Genomic DNA, 16,987 nt, shown 5'->3' with positions numbered 1-16,987 from the left:
CCACCAGGAGACCATGAGATGTTCCGGCTCGCAAAGCTGTCTCTCGCCAACCGGGCCCTGATCGCGCTGATCACGGTGTTCGCTTGCGTTTTCGGCGTGATCACGATGTCCTCGCTGAAACAGGAGCTCATCCCCTCCATCGAGTTCCCGCAGATCACCGTGATCTCCTCGATGCCCGGTGCGTCGCCGGAAGTCGTGGACAAGCAGATCAGTGCCCCGTTGGAAAAGGCGCTGAACAGCGTCGAGGGGCTGGAATCGACGTCGTCAACGTCCCGGAACGGCGTCTCGCAGATTTCCCTGGCGTTCACCTACGGCTCCAACCTGGACCGGGCCCGGAACCAGATCGACCGCGCCATCTCCAACGCCAAGCAGGCCCTGCCGAAGGACGTCCAGCCGCAGGCGATCGCCGGGAGCATCAGCGACTTCCCGATCGTCTTCCTGGCCGTGTCCTCGGACAAACCGCTCAGTGAACTCAACGCCGATCTCGCCCGGCTCAGCGTCCCTGTGCTGCAGAAGCTCGACGGCGTGCGCGGCGCCGACGTGACCGGCGGCGCCACGCAGCACATCCAGATCCTGCCGCGGCCCCGGGACCTGGCGGCATCGGGCACGAGCCTCCAGGCCATCAGCGACGCGCTGAAGAACAACGGTGCATTGGTCCCGGCCGGCACCATCGAGGAACAGGGCAAAACCCTCTCGCTGCAGATCGGCAGCCCGGTGGACTCCCTCGACGCCATCAAGGCCCTCCCGCTGGGCGCGGCCCGCGATGCGGCGACGATCGGCAGCGTGGCGGATGTCAGCCTGGTCGAGGACGCCCGCACGTCAATCACGCGGACCAACGGCAAGGAAACCCTCGCCCTGTCCGTGACCAAGAAGCCCGAGGGCGACACCGTCGCGATCTCCCACGCGGTCAAGGACGCCATCCCGCAACTTGAGGCCGAGCTTGGCTCCAACGCCAAATTCACCCCGGTCTTCGACCAGGCGCCGTTCATCGAGAAGTCCATCAAGGACCTCACCACCGAGGGCCTGCTGGGACTGGGCTTCGCCGTCCTGGTGATCCTGGTGTTCCTGATGTCAGTGCGCGCCACCCTGGTGACGGCCGTGTCCATCCCACTGTCCCTGCTGATCACGTTCATCGGCCTCGCTGGCACCGGCTACTCACTCAACATCCTCACCCTTGGCGCGCTCACCATCGCCATCGGCCGCGTCGTGGACGACTCGATCGTGGTCATCGAAAACATCAAACGGCACCTGAGCTACGGCGAGGACAAGATCACCGCGATCGGAACCGCCATCCGCGAAGTTGCCGGCGCCATCACGGCGTCCACCCTGACCACCGTGGCCGTCTTCCTGCCCATCGCCTTCGTCGGCGACCTGGCCGGTGCGCTGTTCCGTCCGTTCGCCCTGACAGTGACCATCGCCCTGCTCTCCTCGCTGCTGGTCTCGCTGACCATCGTGCCGGTGCTGGCCTACTGGTTCCTGCGCACACCCGCCGTCACCGGCTCTCCGGCTTCTGCCGCTGGCATTGCCGCCAAGGCGCACGAGGCCGAGCAGAGCACGCTCCTGCAGCGCGGCTACCTGCCTGTCCTGTCCGGCACGCAGCGGCACCCGGTCCTCACCCTGGTGGCCGCGGCCCTGGTGCTTGCCGGCACCGTTGCGATGTCCCCGCTGCTCGCCACCGACCTCCTGGGCCGCTCCGGCGAGAACAGCATGACCGTCAAGCAGGCCCTGCCGGCAGGGACCAGCCTTGACGAGGCCAGCGCTTCGGCGATTCGCGTCGAGGACACCCTGCGGGGCATCGACGGAATCAAGGACGTCCAGGCCACCACCGGCAACGCCCAGACCGGCTTCTCGGCCCTGCTCTCCTCCGGCGCGTCCAATTCGACGTTCACCGTGGTGACGGACGAGAAAGCCAACCAGGGCAGGCTCCAGGAGACCGTCCGCAGCGAACTCTCCAAGCTCGGCGACGCCGGAAAGATCACGGTTGGTTCCCAGCAGGGCGGCTTCGGCACTTCGTCAACCGTGGACATCACCCTCAAGGCCGCCACCACCGCCGATCTCCAGACGGCCAGTGACGCGATGGTCAAGGCCATGGACGGTGTCCCGGGCAGCAGCGAAGTGGCCACCAACCTGGCCGCCAGCCAGCCGGTGGTCCAGGTCAAGGTGGACCGCGCCAAGGCCGTCGCGGCCGGCCTGAACGAGGAGCGCGTGGCCGGGGTCCTGGCCGCCACGATCAGCCCGATTCCGGCCGGGACGATCCGCATCGACACCAACGACTTCCCGGTCCGGATTGGCGAGGGCACCCGCTTCACGAGCATCGAGGCCGTCCGGGACATGCCGCTCCCGACGGCGGCCGGCGCCGTTGCGCTGGGCAGCATCGCCTCGGTAGAGCAGGTGGACGTCCCCGTCTCCATCACCGCCAGCAACGGCCAGCGCACCGCGCGGGTCTCGGTGACGCCGTCGGGCTCCAACCTCGGCGCGGTCAGCACCGAGGTGCAGAACCGGCTCAAGTCAGTCCAGCTGCCGCCCGGGGTGACCGCCACGATCGGCGGTGCCACGACGCAGCAGGCCGATTCGTTCCGCCAGCTCGGGCTCGCGCTGCTCGCCGCCATCGCGATCGTCTACGTGATCATGGTGGCTGCGTTCAAATCGCTCGTGCAGCCGCTGATCCTGCTGGTCTCCGTCCCGTTCGCCGCGACAGGCGCAATCGCCCTGCTCGTGGTGACCGGTGTGCCGTTGGGCCTGCCGTCGCTGATCGGCATGTTGATGCTCGTGGGCATCGTGGTGACCAACGCGATTGTGCTGATCGACCTCATCAACCAGTACCGCCAGCCGCGCAACGGCGAACCCGGGATGAACGTGGCGGACGCGATCATGCACGGCGCCCGCCAGCGCCTCCGCCCCATCCTCATGACGGCGCTCGCCACGGTGTTCGCCCTGACACCGATGGCGCTGGGACTGACCGGCGGCGGCGGATTCATCTCCCAGCCCCTGGCGATCGTGGTGATCGGCGGCCTGATCTCCTCCACCGCCCTCACACTCATCCTGGTCCCGGTGCTGTACCGGCTCGTGGAAGGCCGGCGCGAGCGCAGGACACTGCAGAAGTCGCTGCGCCGCGGACGCCATTCCGGGCCGGCCGTGACCGAGGACTTCCCCGACGACTTCCCGGAAGACGCTCCCCTGCCAACCAGTTCGCACTAGGAACCAGAACCGGGCGTCCCTGCCTTGTCCTCGGCCTCGACGTTAGGCTTGACGAGGGTCCGCGCTGCCTTGGGAGCCCTGTGCGTCCCGTGAGTTGCGTAGGTTCCCTTCGAGAGTCTGACGAGTCCAGCGGGTACTGCGACGGCTTCCCGGTGGCGGGGGCCACCGTGGCGCGGAACGCCGTAGCGAGGGCTCCCAGAAACCACGGCCGCGAGCGGTTTGGGGGCGACGGGGCTTGTCACCTCCCGCGCCGGGTTGCCGGTATAGGTTGAATCTTCCGGGACGTCTTCGCCCTTCATCAAGAGGGCGTCGGCACCGAGTGACGAACCATCCTGCATCGTCACCCCGTAGTTGACCCACGAATCCACGCCAAGGGAGCAACGGTTGCCGAGAACGATGTAGTCGGATTTGAAGGCCCCGTCTTCCATGGAGTGGCCCTGAATGGTGGCTCCTTCATTGAACGCACAATCATCACCGATAGCCACAAGAGTTTTCTCCGGTATGTTGGCGCCGGCATCGTAGAGCCGCTTGCCGACCTTGACGCCGAGCATTCGCCAGATCACGGGCTTGAACGGGGTTCCGTTGAAGCCCGGCATGGCCAGCAGCTTCCATAGACGTTCGTGCCGCCAGAAGTAGGGGTCGTAGATGGAGCAGTATTGCGGCTTCAGGTGGCGGAAGCCCATGACCGAGCGCTCAACAAGCACGGCAATCAGTACGCGGAACAGCAGCAAGGTGAGCATCATGGCTGCGATCGCCAGCACACCGAGGAAGCTGAATGCCGACACGGCAATGGCGGCGCTAAACGTGGCAACAAACAACAGGAACCAGCGCACGGCCAGGAACAGCACCATGCTCAGGATGTTGTGCCGGTTCTTTGCCGGGAGAGCGCTGTTCCGCGCCTCTGCAATCGTCTGTTCGTCAAACTGGGCGTCACGCTGAACAGACCGGGGAATCTCGAACGGCGGTGACCCCAGCAGGCCCACATCCGCACGGATCGGACCGTCGATCGGAATCATCACCTTCGTGGCCAAGAGACAGTTCTCCCCGACCCTGGATCCGATCGGAACACTGATGGCATTACCGAGAAAGTTGTGGCCAGCCAGGTGGACCCGCGAGAGACGGAACGACGTGCTTGAGAAGTCGGCATTCATCATGTTGAGGCCGTCCGCGACCATAGTTCCTGTTCCCACTGAGCTCAGGAACGGCGACTCGTGGGCCAGTGTGGGGCCGAAGTTTGACCCGGTTTGCTCCACCCTGCCGAGGTTATAACCCAAGGCCTTCAGATAGTGCACTATGTACGAACTGTCGCCGAAGACGTCTTTGTACAGTTTGACGTTGGACACGCGGGCGATCATGCGCTGGATGGTGAAGTGCACGCCGTACAGCGGATAGACCTTTTCCGGCTTGATGAAGCGATTGAGCAAACGCGGGATGCTGAAGATGATGATCAGGCCGGTGATCAGCCCGACAACGAACAGAACCAGTGTTACGGCGAGTACGTCTATGAAAAAGTTTGGGGAGCCCGGCTGCAGGTGTCCCGTGCTCAGGTAGGGGGGCAGGAGCACGGCCAGCCCGAGAAGGCCCGCCGGAACCACCAGGACCAAACGGTTGAACAACTGGAGAAGGCTGAAAATGACCCTGCGTCGCGTGCCGCAATTAGTGGGCGGGACACGCAGGTAATTGGTGTTGGTGCGCGCAGCAGGCGAACCGTGCCAGATTTGTCCACCAGGTACAACCTGCCCGGTCTGCAACGATGAAGCATGTCCCAGCTGAGTGTCGTCTCCCATCGACGTAGCGATGTCCAACGTGGTTTTCTCCGACACAAGGACATTTCTGCCCAGCATCACGGGACCGGTTTCAATCATGCCCGAGCGTGCCCGATAGCATTGGAACGAGGAGTTCTTGTGGATGACTGTGTTGTCACCGACGGTGAGCAGGTCCGGGCACGCGGGCACCTTCCGGGAGAAGATCACCACCCCCTTGCCGATCTTTGCGCCCAGGAGCCGCAGGTACACCACATACAGCGGAGAGCCGGCGAACAAGACCAGTGGATTTGCCCTGGTAAGTGTCTTGACTGCCCAAAAACGGAGATAAGCCAGACTCCATATTCGGATGTTGCCCGGCTTCCACCGCCCAACCAGAATCCACTTGGCGAGGATCGGGGTCGCGGAAAGGATCAGGAACATGGCGGCGCCGAAACCAATGGACCGCAGCCACATGTCAAATGGATTGCTGCCCCCGGATGTCCACTGGAAGCCGATAATCAGCAGGGAAGCAGCGTACGAAGTGTAACCCAGGAAAATCAGCAACTGAATTGCCCCGCACATGACGAACTGGAAGGTGCTGGGTGGTGGCATCGGAACCGGGGGTACAGCGTCGGTCTCTGCTACGGCCGCGCTGAGGACGGATTCACTGTGCCGGGCTTCGAGGCAGGCGGCGAGCTGCCGGACCGTCGGGTTCTCATAGATATCCTGCATCGCGGCTGCGGGCAGGGCGGTTTCTTTCCTGATGCGGGCGCAATAGCGGGCCATCAACAGCGAGTCGGCGCCAAGGTCGTTGAAGAAGTGGGCATCGGTGGAAACCTTCTCAAGGCTCAGGACGGTGCCAAGCTGCGCGGCCAGGGCCTCTTCGGCGGCAGTTGTGGGGGCGGTAAAGGACCCCGCGGCCGCCCGGCTGATCCTGTGCTCGGGACGGGGTAGCCGCTTCCTGTCCACTTTGTCACTGGCCATCATGGGAATGGAGTCCAGCTGTTCAAAATAGGCAGGAACCATGTATCCGGGGAGCCTGGTGCGCAGCATCCGGTGGAGGTCATGAGCATCCACGCCCTCCACGTCCTGGCGCAGGGTGTAGTAGGCGGCCAGCTCCACGGTTCCTTGTTCCGGCTCATACGTCTGTACGACTGCCTGTGCAATGCCGGGGAGCTGCAGGAGGACGGATTCTATTTCGCTCAGTTCGATGCGGTAGCCACGTATTTTGACTTGGGTATCGATCCGGCCGAAATATTCGAGCTGCCCGTCGTCGTTCACCCGTCCGAGGTCCCCTGTGCGATAAATCCGGCCGGACGGGTTGTTCTCGATTCCGAGGAAATCCGGGACAAAGGCCCGCTCCGTCAGGTCCTGACGGTTCACGTACCCGCGCGCCAGCCCCACCCCTGCGAGGCCGATTTCTCCCATTTCACCGCGCGGCAGGGCCCGAAGCTCGGCGGGATCCACAATGACCGCGGTGTAGGTGGGCAAGGGCACTCCGAGGGACACGGGCAGGTCCGGGTCCAGGACCGACCAGGTGGCAGTCACGGTCGCTTCGGTGGGGCCGTAGACGTTCAGGAAGCGCCGGCCGGGGCGGTGCCAGCGCATCACGAGATCCTTCGGGCACGCCTCTCCGGAGACCAGCAGGAACCGCAAATCGGGCAGGTCCTCGTCAAGCGTCGCCAGCAGCGTTGGAACGCAGCAAAGGGCGGTGATCCGTTTTTCCTGCAGGTACTCCGCGAGTTCGGCACCCAGCATGCTGGACCGGCCCGGCTTGGGCACCAGCGTGGCTCCGACCATCCAGGCAACCCAGATTTCCTCCACCGAGAAATCGAAGGCGATCGTCATACCTTGGTACACGCGGTCCGTGGACTCAATCCCGTAGATGTCAGAGGCCACCCGGACAAAATTGCAGATGCTGGCCTGCTCCACTGCCACGCCCTTGGGCCGGCCGGTCGAGCCGGAGGTGTAGATAATGTAGGCCAGCTCATCCTTGGTTCCGCCATGGTCCGCGCTTCCCAAACGGGAGGAATCCTTGGCGTCGATCTGGGCCTGCACATCATCGACGCACACCGTGACAGCGGCCACCTCAGGCAGCAGATCCCTCAGATGGGACAGAGACAGGACCATGGCCACGTTGGCGTCCTCGACAATGTACTGAAGACGGTCAGGGGGGAAACCCGGGTCCAGGGGAACATAGGCCGCGTGGATCTTCAGAACGGCCAGCATCGCCACGTAGGCCCGCCATGGCTGGTCAAACAGCAGGGCGATGCGGTCACCCGGCCGGGCACCGCACACCAAGAGATGCCGCGCCAGCTGGTTCGCCCGTTCATCCAGCTCCGTGTACGTCAGGACAACGTCCCCCGCATCGACGGCAACCTGGTCGCCGCGCCCCTGTTCCCGCAAGCGGTCGCAACTATCCTCAAACAGCCGGTCCAACCGCTCGCCCCGCCGCCAGCGGGCGGCCTGATCGGGCGCAGCCGACGTCAGGACAGTTCCGCCTTCCGAGCCGCCGATCATCGACATGATTCCCCGCAACTCGGGAGGTCTGGTGAGGCCGTTTCCGGTCCTCGCGGTCTTGCCCATCCTTTAGCTCCTTCGCTAGAAGTGACGTGCCACAGTTCTGTCGCCCGCCGGAACAGGGGTCATATCCTGGCCGGAAATCGGGACCCACGTCTGGAGCGGGGGGCCAACAGCGGGTGTGAGATGGCCTTCATGACCGGCCGCCGTTGCCTCGTCCGCCGGGGTCATGCCGAAGGCCCGCCGGACAGCGCGCTCGGCATCCGCGAGCCGGTCGGCGTGCGTGACAGCCCCCACGGACGTCTCGGAGATGTCGACGAGATCGAGCTCCACGTCGGCGTCGGACAGGGCCTTGAGGAAGGTGCAGAAGATTTGCGGGGACGACCGCATGCCCAGTCCAGTAATGGACACCCGGCCCACCCGGTCGTCGTGCTGCAAACCTTCAAATCCAATGCTTCCCTTTTCGGCATCCAGCACAGCAAGGGCGTTACCTGCATGGGCAGCAGGCACGATCAGTGCAACATCGGAACGCCTCGGGCCGGGGCCGGCCGTATTTTGGACAATTGCCTGGACATGCGCCCCGGACCGAGAGAGGACATGCAAGATGCGCGCCATGCTCTCCGGCTGGTCCGGAATTCCCACGACTGTGATTTTCGACGCCGAGTTGACCCCGGCTACAGCGGTCACCTCGGGTTGTTCCCTGGCGGGCTGGAGCAGTGGATGACGGTCAAGGCCGGGCAGGATCAACGTCCCGGGCTCCGGCACGAAGGAGGACCTCACATGGATCGGAATACCGAACCGGCGGGCGTATTCAACACACCGCAGGTGCAATACCTTGCAGCCGGAGGCGGCGAACTCAAGCATTTCCTCGCTCGAGAGGATCTCGATCTTCCGCGCCGTCGGGACAACCCGGGGGTCCGCGGTGTAGACGCCGTCGACGTCCGTGTATATCTCGCAAATATCGGCTTCGAGCGCAGCGGCCAGGGCGACCGCGGTGAGATCCGAGCCGCCACGGCCGAGCGTGGTCACCCTGTTCCGTTTCTGCGTCCTGCCCTGGAATCCTGCGACGATGGGGACCTCGCTACGGGCCAGACTACTGCGGACGCGGTCCGGCCTGACATCGGTGATGTGTGCCTTGCCGTGGATGTTGTCGGTAATGAGGCCGGCCGCACTGCCCGTAAATGTGCGGGGCAGCTGGCCGAGATCCGCCAGGGCAATCGCCAAAAGGGCCGAGGACACAAGCTCGCCGATGCTCAGCAGGGCGTCAAGGTCCACAGGCAAGGGCCGGGCGGAAACTTCCGCGGCAAGATCGCAGAGTTCATCGGTGGTGTCCCCCATGGCGGACACCACCGCCACGACCCGATAGCCGTTGGTCCGTGTTTTGGCGATCCGCTCGGCTGCCCGGAGGATACCCGCGGCATCCGCCAGGGACGAACCGCCAAACTTTTGAACAATGACACTACCCGGGGGAATCGCCCGGTCGGTTTCCGCTAGATCACTGTCGTTGAAAGCTGTTGCCTTGCGGGTACCCATTTTGCTCCCCGAAATCTACTTCGATTCTTGCAAGGGGCACTGGCCCCTTCGAGCCGTTTCGCCCTGATCGGATGCTCAAATGGTTGATCCCAAGGCCACCGGCTCCCCGGTCACAGTCACTGCGGCCGCAGCGAGAATATCGAGTCCCTTCTGAAGATCCTCGGGGCTGATAGTCAGCGCGGGCATCGTCTTGACCACTTCCCCTTCGGGTCCGGACGTTTCCACGAGCAGACCCCGGGCAAAGGATTCAGCCGCAATCCTCTCCGCAGTCTCGGGGTTGGGGTAGTAAACACCCGCGAGCAGTCCCCGGCCACGGACCGTGGCGCCTTCGACGCCCGCTGCGATCTGGGTAAGCCCCTCGTGGAGCTGGGAAATGAGCCCCGCGACGCTTGACTGGAAGCTGCCGTCCCGCCAGTAGTGCTCCAGGGCAGCGGCGCCGGTGACGAATGCCGGGTTGTGCCCCCGGAAAGTTCCGTTGTGCTCGCCAGGCTTCCAAATATCCAGTCCGGGTTTGAACAGTGTCAGTGCCAAAGGCAGTCCAAAGCCCGAGATGGACTTCGACAGGCAGACGATATCCGGAGTGATCCCCGCCTCCTCGAAGCTGAAGAAGGTCCCGGTCCGTCCGCAGCCGGCCTGGACATCATCCACGATGAGCAGGATGTCGTGTTGCCGGCACAGCTCGGCAAGGCCTCGCAGCCAGGACACCCGGGCGGCCCTGAGCCCACCCTCGCCCTGGACGGTTTCCACGATCACCGCTGCGGGCTTATCGATGCCCGATCCCCTGTCCTCCAAGGCTTGCCGGAGCCACAGAAAGTCCGGCATCTGACCATTGAAGAACCCGTCATAGGGCATGCTCGATGTGTTCGTCAGCGGGACGCCGGCTCCCTGCCGTTTCATTGAATTGCCCGTGACCGACAACGATCCCAGGGTCATCCCGTGAAACGCGTTGGTGAAGCTCAGGACATGCTGCCTGCCGGTAACCTTCCGGGCAAGCTTCAGGGCTGCCTCCACTGAGTTTGTTCCCGTCGGTCCGGGGAACATGACTTTGTAGTCCAAATTCCTGGGCTCGAGGATCAACTCCCGGAAGGTTTCCAGGAAGCGCCGCTTGGCCGGTGTTTTCATATCGAGTGAATGAACGATTGCGCCGGAGAGAAGATAGTCCACCAGCGGCTGCAGCAGCACCGGGTTGTTGTGCCCGTAGTTCAGTGCTCCGGCACCGGAAAAGAAGTCCAAATATTCTCTGCCGTCTTCACTGTAGAGGCTGCTGCCGGACGCACGTTCAAACACGGTGTCCCAACTGCGGCAGTAGCTGCGGACCTCAGACTCCAAGCTTTCGAAGATATCCATCTGTCGATGTCCCCCGTACTTCCGACTAGCGAAGTTGCCCGAGCGCAAACACAACCCGGGTTCCCGGATGACGGGCGCGGGGAAGGGGACAGCGCAGCGCCTGTGGCGCACTGACCTTTGCTTCACGGGGCCCGTATTTACTCCCGCATAGAGGTGCTCTAGGCGGGAACTGGGCAGATCCTAGACGCCTGCCCAAATGCTTTTCCGTTTCTTATCGTAAACTCAGGAAACTCACAGCACCTGAGTAGCGGGTACCTGTCTTTTCCCCTCAAACGGCTGATTAACTACCCGATTCGGCAGGGTTTCTCACCTTTGAAGGCCCCGGGCTACTCGGAAAAATGCCGGCTGCCGGGCATCCGGGGGACATGGGCGCCGGCGCCATGGACATCCGACTTCCTCTCCCAACGGGGCCGGCGAACGCGGCGAGGGATGGGACACCGTTTTGAGAGTCGTTTGAAAGGCGAAGCTGGTGTTTAGCCGGTCTTGGCCATCGCGTAGGCCACGGTGCCGTAGGCCAGGGCGCCGGACATTTCGGTGAGCAGTTGCGGGTTGGTGTTGGCGATGGTGTCGCAGGCCTCGTGGTAGCAGGGATCGAGGTCCTTGCCCGCCACCCCGCCATAGGCCTGCGCCTGGGCCTGGGTCTTCCTCTTCTCATCCCCGGTGAACAGCCCGCCGCCGGGAATGCCGGCCGAGAGGAAGGCGTCGTAGTCCGAGCCGCCGTCAAAGGGCGTGGTCTCTGCCGGCAGCGCGTTCTCCTGGAAGTACCGGAACAGGATGTCCTCGATCGCCTTGGACCCGGCCGGGCCGCCGTCGCCGAAATCCGATCCGTCCCCGTCATGCACGGACCGCACACCGTTGGGCGAGGCCGCCATGTCCACGTTCAGGTTCGCCGCGGTCTGGCCGATCTCGGCCGCACTGAGTTCGTCGACGTAGTGCTGGGACCCGTACAGCCCGTCCTCCTCGCCGCCCCAGAACGCGAACCGGACCCGGTTGGCCGGGGTGATTCCGGCCTCCTTCATCCACCGCGCGGTCTCCAGGACGGCCGCGACCCCGCTGGCGTTGTCGTTGATGCCCGGGCCCTCCTGCACGGAGTCCAGATGCGCACCCACCACCACGGTGTGCCCGGCATCGCCACCCGTGTCGGCGAGGATGTTGAAGGACTCCACCGTCTTGCCGCGCCGGCCGTCCTCTTTGAACGTGAAGCTCTGCCGCACCGGCGAGTACCCGGCCGCGCGCAGCTGTTCCTCGACGTATCGGGCCGACTCCTCATACCCCGAGGTGCCCGAGGCCCGGTTCCCGCCGTTGGCATCGGCAACCCGCTGCAGCGCCTGCAGGTGCCCCACCACGTCCCGGGACTCGAACGCCGCCAGCACCGCGCGCGCGTCCACCGTGCTCGCCGGGGCCAGCACGGTGGGTGCCGAACATCCCGAAACCAAAAGGCTGATTGCCACCAGGACAGCCGCGGCCGCCGCGCGCCCCCGCTCGTACCTCCGCGTACCCGTCACGCTAAGAACATACTGCCTCAGTCGCCGGGGAGGAAGGCCACCCCTAGTGCGAGCCGGCCCTAAGCGGTGCGGCGGCCACGGCCGCCGGGTCGGAGAAGGCCAGACGGGGCACCACCACCAGCGCGGCAGCGGCGGCAAGCCCGGTGACTCCGCAGATGGTCCATACCGTGAGGTAGCCAGCGAGCGGCGCCGCGGTCTGACCGGCGTCCCCCGCGCCGGCCCCGGCCTCGGCCAGGACGTGGCTGACCAGGGCGATGCCGAACACCGCGGACGCGAAGGCTCCGCCGATGGTCTTGGTGGTGTTGGTCAAACCCGTGGCCATCGCGGTCCGGTTGAGGGGCGCGGCCGCGGCGGCCGCCGAAGGCAGCGCCGCCACGAGGGCCCCGGAGCCGACACCGGCGATCGCCATGTTGGCCAGCGCTTGGGCGAGACTGCCGTGGAACGGCAGGAACAGCAGGTAGCCCAGGCCCACGAGCGTGGCGGCGCCCACGAGGGTCCAGCGCGGGGTGAGCCGGCGGGTCACCACCGGGTACAGCAGCGCGCCCACCAGCAGCGCCAGCACGTAGACCCCGATGATGATGGAGACCTGCCCGGCGCGCAGCCCGAGGCCGTAGCCGTGCAGCGCGGGATCCGTCCGGGCGAAGGTGGACAGCGGGGCCTGCGCGCCGAGCACCGAGACGCCAAAGAGCCCGGCGGTCAGCTGGACGGGCCACATGGACTTACCCCGCAGCATTCGGATGTCGACGAGCGGATCGGCCGCGCGCAGCTCGAACCGCGCAAACGGAACGAACACCAGAATTCCGGCTCCCACCAGCGCCCACGGCCACCACGCGCCGGCCCCGTTGAGGCGCATGAAGGTCAGACCGGACGTGATAAGCAGCAGCCCGAGGGCGAGGAGCGTGAAGCCGCGGGTGTCCACGCGTCCGCCGCTGCGCTCCCGCGACTCCGGCACGCCAAACCTGACGGCGAACCAGCATGCGGAGACGGCCACCGCGGGGACCAGGAGCACCAGCTGCAGCTGGCCCGCGAACACTTCCACGAGCGCACCGGCGGCGAGCGCCCCGGCGATGACACCGGCTTCCAGCGCCCCGACGAGGACGCCGGCCGCGCGCCGCGTGCGGGCGGCGCCGTCGGGCAACTGATGGACGCGGCTGAAGATCAGGGCAATTTCCAGGGGCAGCCAGACCACGTAGAAACCCTGGAACGACCACGCGGCCAGGAAGGTCCAGAAGTCCGGGGCGAGCGCGACGCCCCAGGAGGCGGTGGCGGTGACCAGCGTGGAAACCAGCAGGATCCTCTTGTGCCCGTACATGTCCCCCAGCTTGGCCAGCACCGGGACGGCGAGGGCGCTGACCATGAGCTGCGCGGCCTCGAACCAGTTGACGTCGGCGTCGTGGATTCCCAGGTGCCGGGCGATATCGGTGAGGATGGGCGTGTAATAGCCCTGCAGGACTCCACTGGTGAGCTCCACCAGACACAGAAAAGCTACAACACGGCGCATGGCGGCCTTCCGGGAGGGCGGGCACCTCGCGGCCAGCCGATTGATTGCATCCTAGGCCCGCGCCGTCGCCGAAGGCGGGAACGCGGCCGGCAACGCGGCCGGGAAGACGGGGCGGCAAACCCGGCCGGAACGGCGCGGGAATATTCGTCCACGCCGGGCGTTATACCGGTCGATAGATGCAAACGCATCTAAATCGGCTATAGTAGAAACAGATCCCGGATCCACCCCGGCCACGGAAAGGCACACCATGCAGATCGGCGTATTCAGCGTCAGCGACATCACTACCGACCCCACCACGGGCCGCACCCCGACTGAGCACGAGCGCATCAAGGCGTCCGTGGCGATCGCCAAGAAGGTCGAAGAGATCGGCATGGATGTGTACGCCATCGGCGAGCACCATAACCGGCCGTTCTTCTCGTCCTCCCCCACCACCACGCTGGCTTACATCGCGGCCCAGACCGAGCGCATCATCCTGTCCACGGCCACGACCCTGATCACCACGAACGACCCCGTGAAGATCGCAGAGGACTTCGCGATGCTCCAGCACCTCGCGGACGGACGCGTGGACCTGGTCCTGGGCCGCGGCAACACCGCCCCCGTCTACCCCTGGTTCGGCAAGAACATCCAGGACGGGATCGAACTCGCGATCGAGAACTACTCCCTGCTGCGCCGCCTCTGGGACGAGGACACCGTCAACTGGTCCGGCAAGCACCGCACCCCGTTGCAGAACTTCACCTCCACCCCCCGCCCGCTCGACGGCGTCGCCCCCTTCGTGTGGCACGGCTCGATCCGCACGCCGCAGATCGCCGAAGTGGCGGCGTACTACGGTGACGGCTTCTTCGCCAACAACATCTTCTGGCCCAAGGAGCACTACCAGCAGCTGATCGGCCTCTACCGCGAACGCTATGAGCACTACGGCCACGGCAAGGCGGACCAGGCGATTGTGGGCCTCGGCGGCCAGTTCTTCATGCGGAAGAACTCCCAGGACGCCGTCAAGGAGTTCCGCCCCTACTTCGACAACGCCCCGGTCTACGGCCACGGCCCCTCGCTGGAGGACTTCACGTCCCAGACCCCGTTGACCGTCGGCAGCCCGCAGGAAGTGATCGAAAAGACCCTGACGTTCAGGGAGTACTTCGGCGACTACCAGCGCCAGCTCTTCCTGATCGACCACGCCGGCCTGCCGCTGAAGACCGTCCTGGAACAGCTGGACCTGTTCGGCGAGGAAGTACTGCCGGTGCTGCGCAAGGAATATGCCGCGCTCAAGCCGGCACACGTTCCCGAACCGCCGACGCACGCCGTCCGGGTGGCCGCCGCGCTGGCAGCGGGCACCGTCGACGCCCCCGCGGCAGAGACCACCGTTCAGGGCTCATGATGCCCGCCAAGACTACCGAATCGCCGGTACGCCTGGCCGCGGAAACCTGGGAGTCCCTGTTCCGGGCCCAGGTGGCGGTGATGCGCAAGCTGCAGGCGGCGCCGGCATTCAAAGCCCTGGCGCTCAATGAGTACGACGTCCTGTTTACGCTCTCCCGCTGCCCCTCCGGGTGGCTGCGCCTGAACGAACTCAACGACAACGTGCTGCTGAGCCAGTCCAGCCTGAGCCGGCTGGTGGAGCGGCTCGGAAAGCGCGGGCTCGTTGAACGGACTCCAGCCCCGGAGGACGGACGCGGGATCCTCATCCGGCTCACCGATGCCGGACGGGACCTGCAGAAGCAGATCGGCCGGGAACACGTGCGCGACATCGCCGCGCTCGTGGGCCCGGCCCTCTCCGCCGCCGAACAGCAGGAGCTGCTGCGGCTGACCGAGAAGCTCCGTGCCGCTGTCTCCGTGCGCTAAGACCGTGCCCTGAGGCCGCCCGGCCGTGCGCTAAGACCGTGCCCTGAGGACGTGCGCTGCCTAGTGGATCGCGACGAGCTGCGCCGGGTCTTCCTGCGGCAGGTCATCGACGACGGCGGTGACGCTGAGTTCCTTCAGGGACAGGCTGCCGCCCACGGTGGACAGGAAGGCGGTGTCCGAGGAATCGCGTCCTGCCGTGATCCGCAGCATGCTCTCCCGTGGCGCCAGCCCCGTGGGGTCGATGACGTGCCAGGCGCCGTTGATGTGCGCCTCGGCCACGGCATGGAAGTCCATCGGGGTTAGTCCAGGGGCGTAGACGGCTGCCAGCCGGGCCGGGACGTTCTTGGAACGCAGCAGGGCAATGGCGAGGTGGGCAAAGTCCCGGCAGACGCCGCGGCGGTGCAGCAGTGTTTCGACCGCGCCGTCGGTCCCCCGCGAGGATCCGCTGACGTAGCGCAGCTCGTTGAAAACCCAGTCCCGGACGGCGTGGAGCAGCTCCTCGCCCTGGAGCCCGCCGAATTCGGCATAGGCGGTGGGCAACAGCCGGTCCGATTCCGCGTAGCGGCTGGGCCGGACATAGCGGATCAGTTCCATGAGCCCGGGTTCCTCGGGCAGCGCGAAGCCGGTGACGGTGGCCGAATACTCAACCAGGACTTCGGTGGGTTCGGCGAATTCCATGTAGTGGAAGCGGCCGCCGTGATGGTCCGAGAGCTCGGTCAGCGGCACGTCCCCGCCTCCCGCGGTCACCCTGAGCGATTCTTCAATCGAGTCGTAGCCGGCGTTCCGGGCCACCGCCACGGCGAGAGCCACCTTGGTTTCGGCAACGGTCTTGAAGGCCAGGCGGGCGGCTACGGCGCGTTCCATGTATCTCTGTCTCCGGGATGTGGGATTGAGGTGGGTGCAGGGGAAGCCGCCGTCAACGGCCCGGGGATGTGCGGGGCGGGCGGGACTAGTTTTTGATCTTCAGAGACATTAGCATCCGCTGGACGTTCGCGAATTCGGACCCCTCATTGACGTACTTGGCCGCCTGGTCGAGAGTGTCGAAGGCCTTGGCGGGGGCAACCTTCTGGTCCGGCGCCAACGCCTTGAGCACTGTCAGGTCCCCGAACGAATAGTCCCCCTTGCCGGCCGGGCCACGGACCACGTTCTGCAACGCGCAGCTCCTGCCGCCGGCGCCGCCCACCACGTTGGTGATGCCGTAGGAACCGAAGTACTTGTAGCCCTGGATCACCCGGAACACCACGTGCGGGTCAATGGTTCCCCCGCCGCCGGCGCGCGGCAGGTCAACCGGCACGCTGCTGACCACGACGTAGTTGCGGGCGGCGTCGTCCGGGCAGGCCGCGGCCGGCTGCGGGGGCAGGCCGGTCTGCAAGGTGGCCAGGTAAGCACCGCCGGCGTCCTTGACGGTGATCTTCAGCGCCCCGGGCAGCGCACCGGCGTCGGGAGCTACGGACTGGACAATCCAGTCCTGCGGCACCTCAAAACTGACGGACTTTGCCGGGTCGGTAAAGACCTTCCAGGCCGCTGCGCTCGAACCCGCGCTGGGGGAAGCGCCGGCCGAGGCGGCGGCACCAGTGGTGGCAGACGGCGTCGCACTCTCACTCGCACCGGGACCCGCACTGTCCGCCGCGCTGCTGCCCGCGGTCCAGACCGGCGTCCCCTTGCCGTCGCTGCTGCAGCCCGAAAGGGCTGCCGCCGCGACCGCGAGCACCGCGCCGGTGCGCAGCACAGCGCACCGGATTCCTGCAGTGCCTGCTGAAGAAGCGGTGCCTGCTGAAGAAGGGGCCGTCCCTGTCATGGTGCCA

The 16,987-nt window shown here is 65.6% G+C and carries 10 protein-coding genes; 3 read left to right on the top strand and 7 right to left on the bottom strand.

Annotated elements, in window-relative coordinates; translation table 11 throughout:
• Positions 1–18: 18 nt before the first annotated feature.
• On the top strand, positions 19–3,198 hold the full coding sequence (locus AC1D1A_RS01215; RefSeq protein WP_476946949.1) for an efflux RND transporter permease subunit: 3,180 nt from the start codon (positions 19–21) through the stop codon (positions 3,196–3,198).
• On the opposite strand, the gene AC1D1A_RS01210 is transcribed toward AC1D1A_RS01215, so the two are convergent.
• The 5 genes from AC1D1A_RS01210 to AC1D1A_RS01190 form a co-directional block, all read right to left on the bottom strand.
• A complete protein-coding gene (locus AC1D1A_RS01210) occupies positions 3,195–7,529 on the bottom strand; it encodes a Pls/PosA family non-ribosomal peptide synthetase (RefSeq protein ID WP_476946948.1) in 4,335 nt (1,444 codons plus the stop codon). The two genes, AC1D1A_RS01215 and AC1D1A_RS01210, sit on opposite strands and share 4 nt — an antisense overlap.
• Positions 7,530–7,544: 15 nt before the next feature.
• Positions 7,545–8,996 carry an aspartate kinase gene (locus tag AC1D1A_RS01205; RefSeq protein ID WP_476946947.1) on the bottom strand — a complete coding sequence of 484 codons (1,452 nt, stop codon included), beginning with the start codon at positions 8,994–8,996 and terminating at the stop codon, positions 7,545–7,547.
• A 75-nt stretch (positions 8,997–9,071) separates the two neighbouring features.
• Positions 9,072–10,343, bottom strand: coding sequence for a diaminobutyrate--2-oxoglutarate transaminase (gene ectB / locus AC1D1A_RS01200; RefSeq protein ID WP_476848890.1), 1,272 nt, complete (start codon positions 10,341–10,343; stop codon positions 9,072–9,074).
• 473 nt (positions 10,344–10,816) lie between these two features.
• On the bottom strand, positions 10,817–11,848 hold the full coding sequence (locus tag AC1D1A_RS01195; protein ID WP_476946946.1) for a M20/M25/M40 family metallo-hydrolase: 1,032 nt from the start codon (positions 11,846–11,848) through the stop codon (positions 10,817–10,819).
• A 43-nt stretch (positions 11,849–11,891) separates the two neighbouring features.
• Complete coding sequence (locus tag AC1D1A_RS01190; RefSeq protein WP_476858798.1) at positions 11,892–13,319, bottom strand: MFS transporter; 1,428 nt, start codon at positions 13,317–13,319, stop codon at positions 11,892–11,894.
• 277 nt (positions 13,320–13,596) lie between these two features.
• Between AC1D1A_RS01190 and AC1D1A_RS01185 the strand changes: the two genes are divergently transcribed.
• Positions 13,597–14,721: an LLM class flavin-dependent oxidoreductase gene (locus AC1D1A_RS01185; RefSeq protein WP_476946945.1), complete on the top strand. Its 1,125-nt coding sequence runs from the start codon at positions 13,597–13,599 to the stop codon at positions 14,719–14,721.
• On the top strand, positions 14,721–15,182 hold the full coding sequence (locus AC1D1A_RS01180; protein WP_223916163.1) for a MarR family winged helix-turn-helix transcriptional regulator: 462 nt from the start codon (positions 14,721–14,723) through the stop codon (positions 15,180–15,182). Before AC1D1A_RS01185 ends, AC1D1A_RS01180 begins: the two co-directional genes overlap by 1 nt.
• Before the next feature lie 60 nt (positions 15,183–15,242).
• Here AC1D1A_RS01180 and AC1D1A_RS01175 read toward each other — a convergent pair whose 3' ends face one another.
• Positions 15,243–16,046, bottom strand: coding sequence for a transglutaminase-like domain-containing protein (locus tag AC1D1A_RS01175; protein ID WP_223915942.1), 804 nt, complete (start codon positions 16,044–16,046; stop codon positions 15,243–15,245).
• A gap of 85 nt (positions 16,047–16,131) precedes the next feature.
• A complete protein-coding gene (locus tag AC1D1A_RS01170) occupies positions 16,132–16,980 on the bottom strand; it encodes a hypothetical protein (RefSeq protein ID WP_476946944.1) in 849 nt (282 codons plus the stop codon).
• Positions 16,981–16,987 lie beyond the last annotated feature (7 nt).

It is taken from the genome of Arthrobacter sp. P1_B9 (assembly GCF_056406495.1).
The sequence above is the reverse complement of the archived record's forward strand: the minus strand, read 5'-3'. Positions and strand labels throughout refer to the sequence as shown.

Bases quoted from the DNA above. Each gene is read 5' to 3' on its own strand.
- AC1D1A_RS01215 (WP_476946949.1), top strand. From the start codon at position 19: ATGTTCCGGCTCGCAAAGCTGTCTCTCGCCAACCGGGCCCTGATCGCG.
- AC1D1A_RS01210 (WP_476946948.1), bottom strand. From the start codon at position 7,529: ATGGGCAAGACCGCGAGGACCGGAAACGGCCTCACCAGACCTCCCGAG.
- AC1D1A_RS01205 (WP_476946947.1), bottom strand. From the start codon at position 8,996: ATGGGTACCCGCAAGGCAACAGCTTTCAACGACAGTGATCTAGCGGAA.
- ectB (WP_476848890.1), bottom strand. From the start codon at position 10,343: ATGGATATCTTCGAAAGCTTGGAGTCTGAGGTCCGCAGCTACTGCCGC.
- AC1D1A_RS01185 (WP_476946945.1), top strand. From the start codon at position 13,597: ATGCAGATCGGCGTATTCAGCGTCAGCGACATCACTACCGACCCCACC.
- AC1D1A_RS01180 (WP_223916163.1), top strand. From the start codon at position 14,721: ATGCCCGCCAAGACTACCGAATCGCCGGTACGCCTGGCCGCGGAAACC.
- AC1D1A_RS01175 (WP_223915942.1), bottom strand. From the start codon at position 16,046: ATGGAACGCGCCGTAGCCGCCCGCCTGGCCTTCAAGACCGTTGCCGAA.
- AC1D1A_RS01170 (WP_476946944.1), bottom strand. From the start codon at position 16,980: ATGACAGGGACGGCCCCTTCTTCAGCAGGCACCGCTTCTTCAGCAGGC.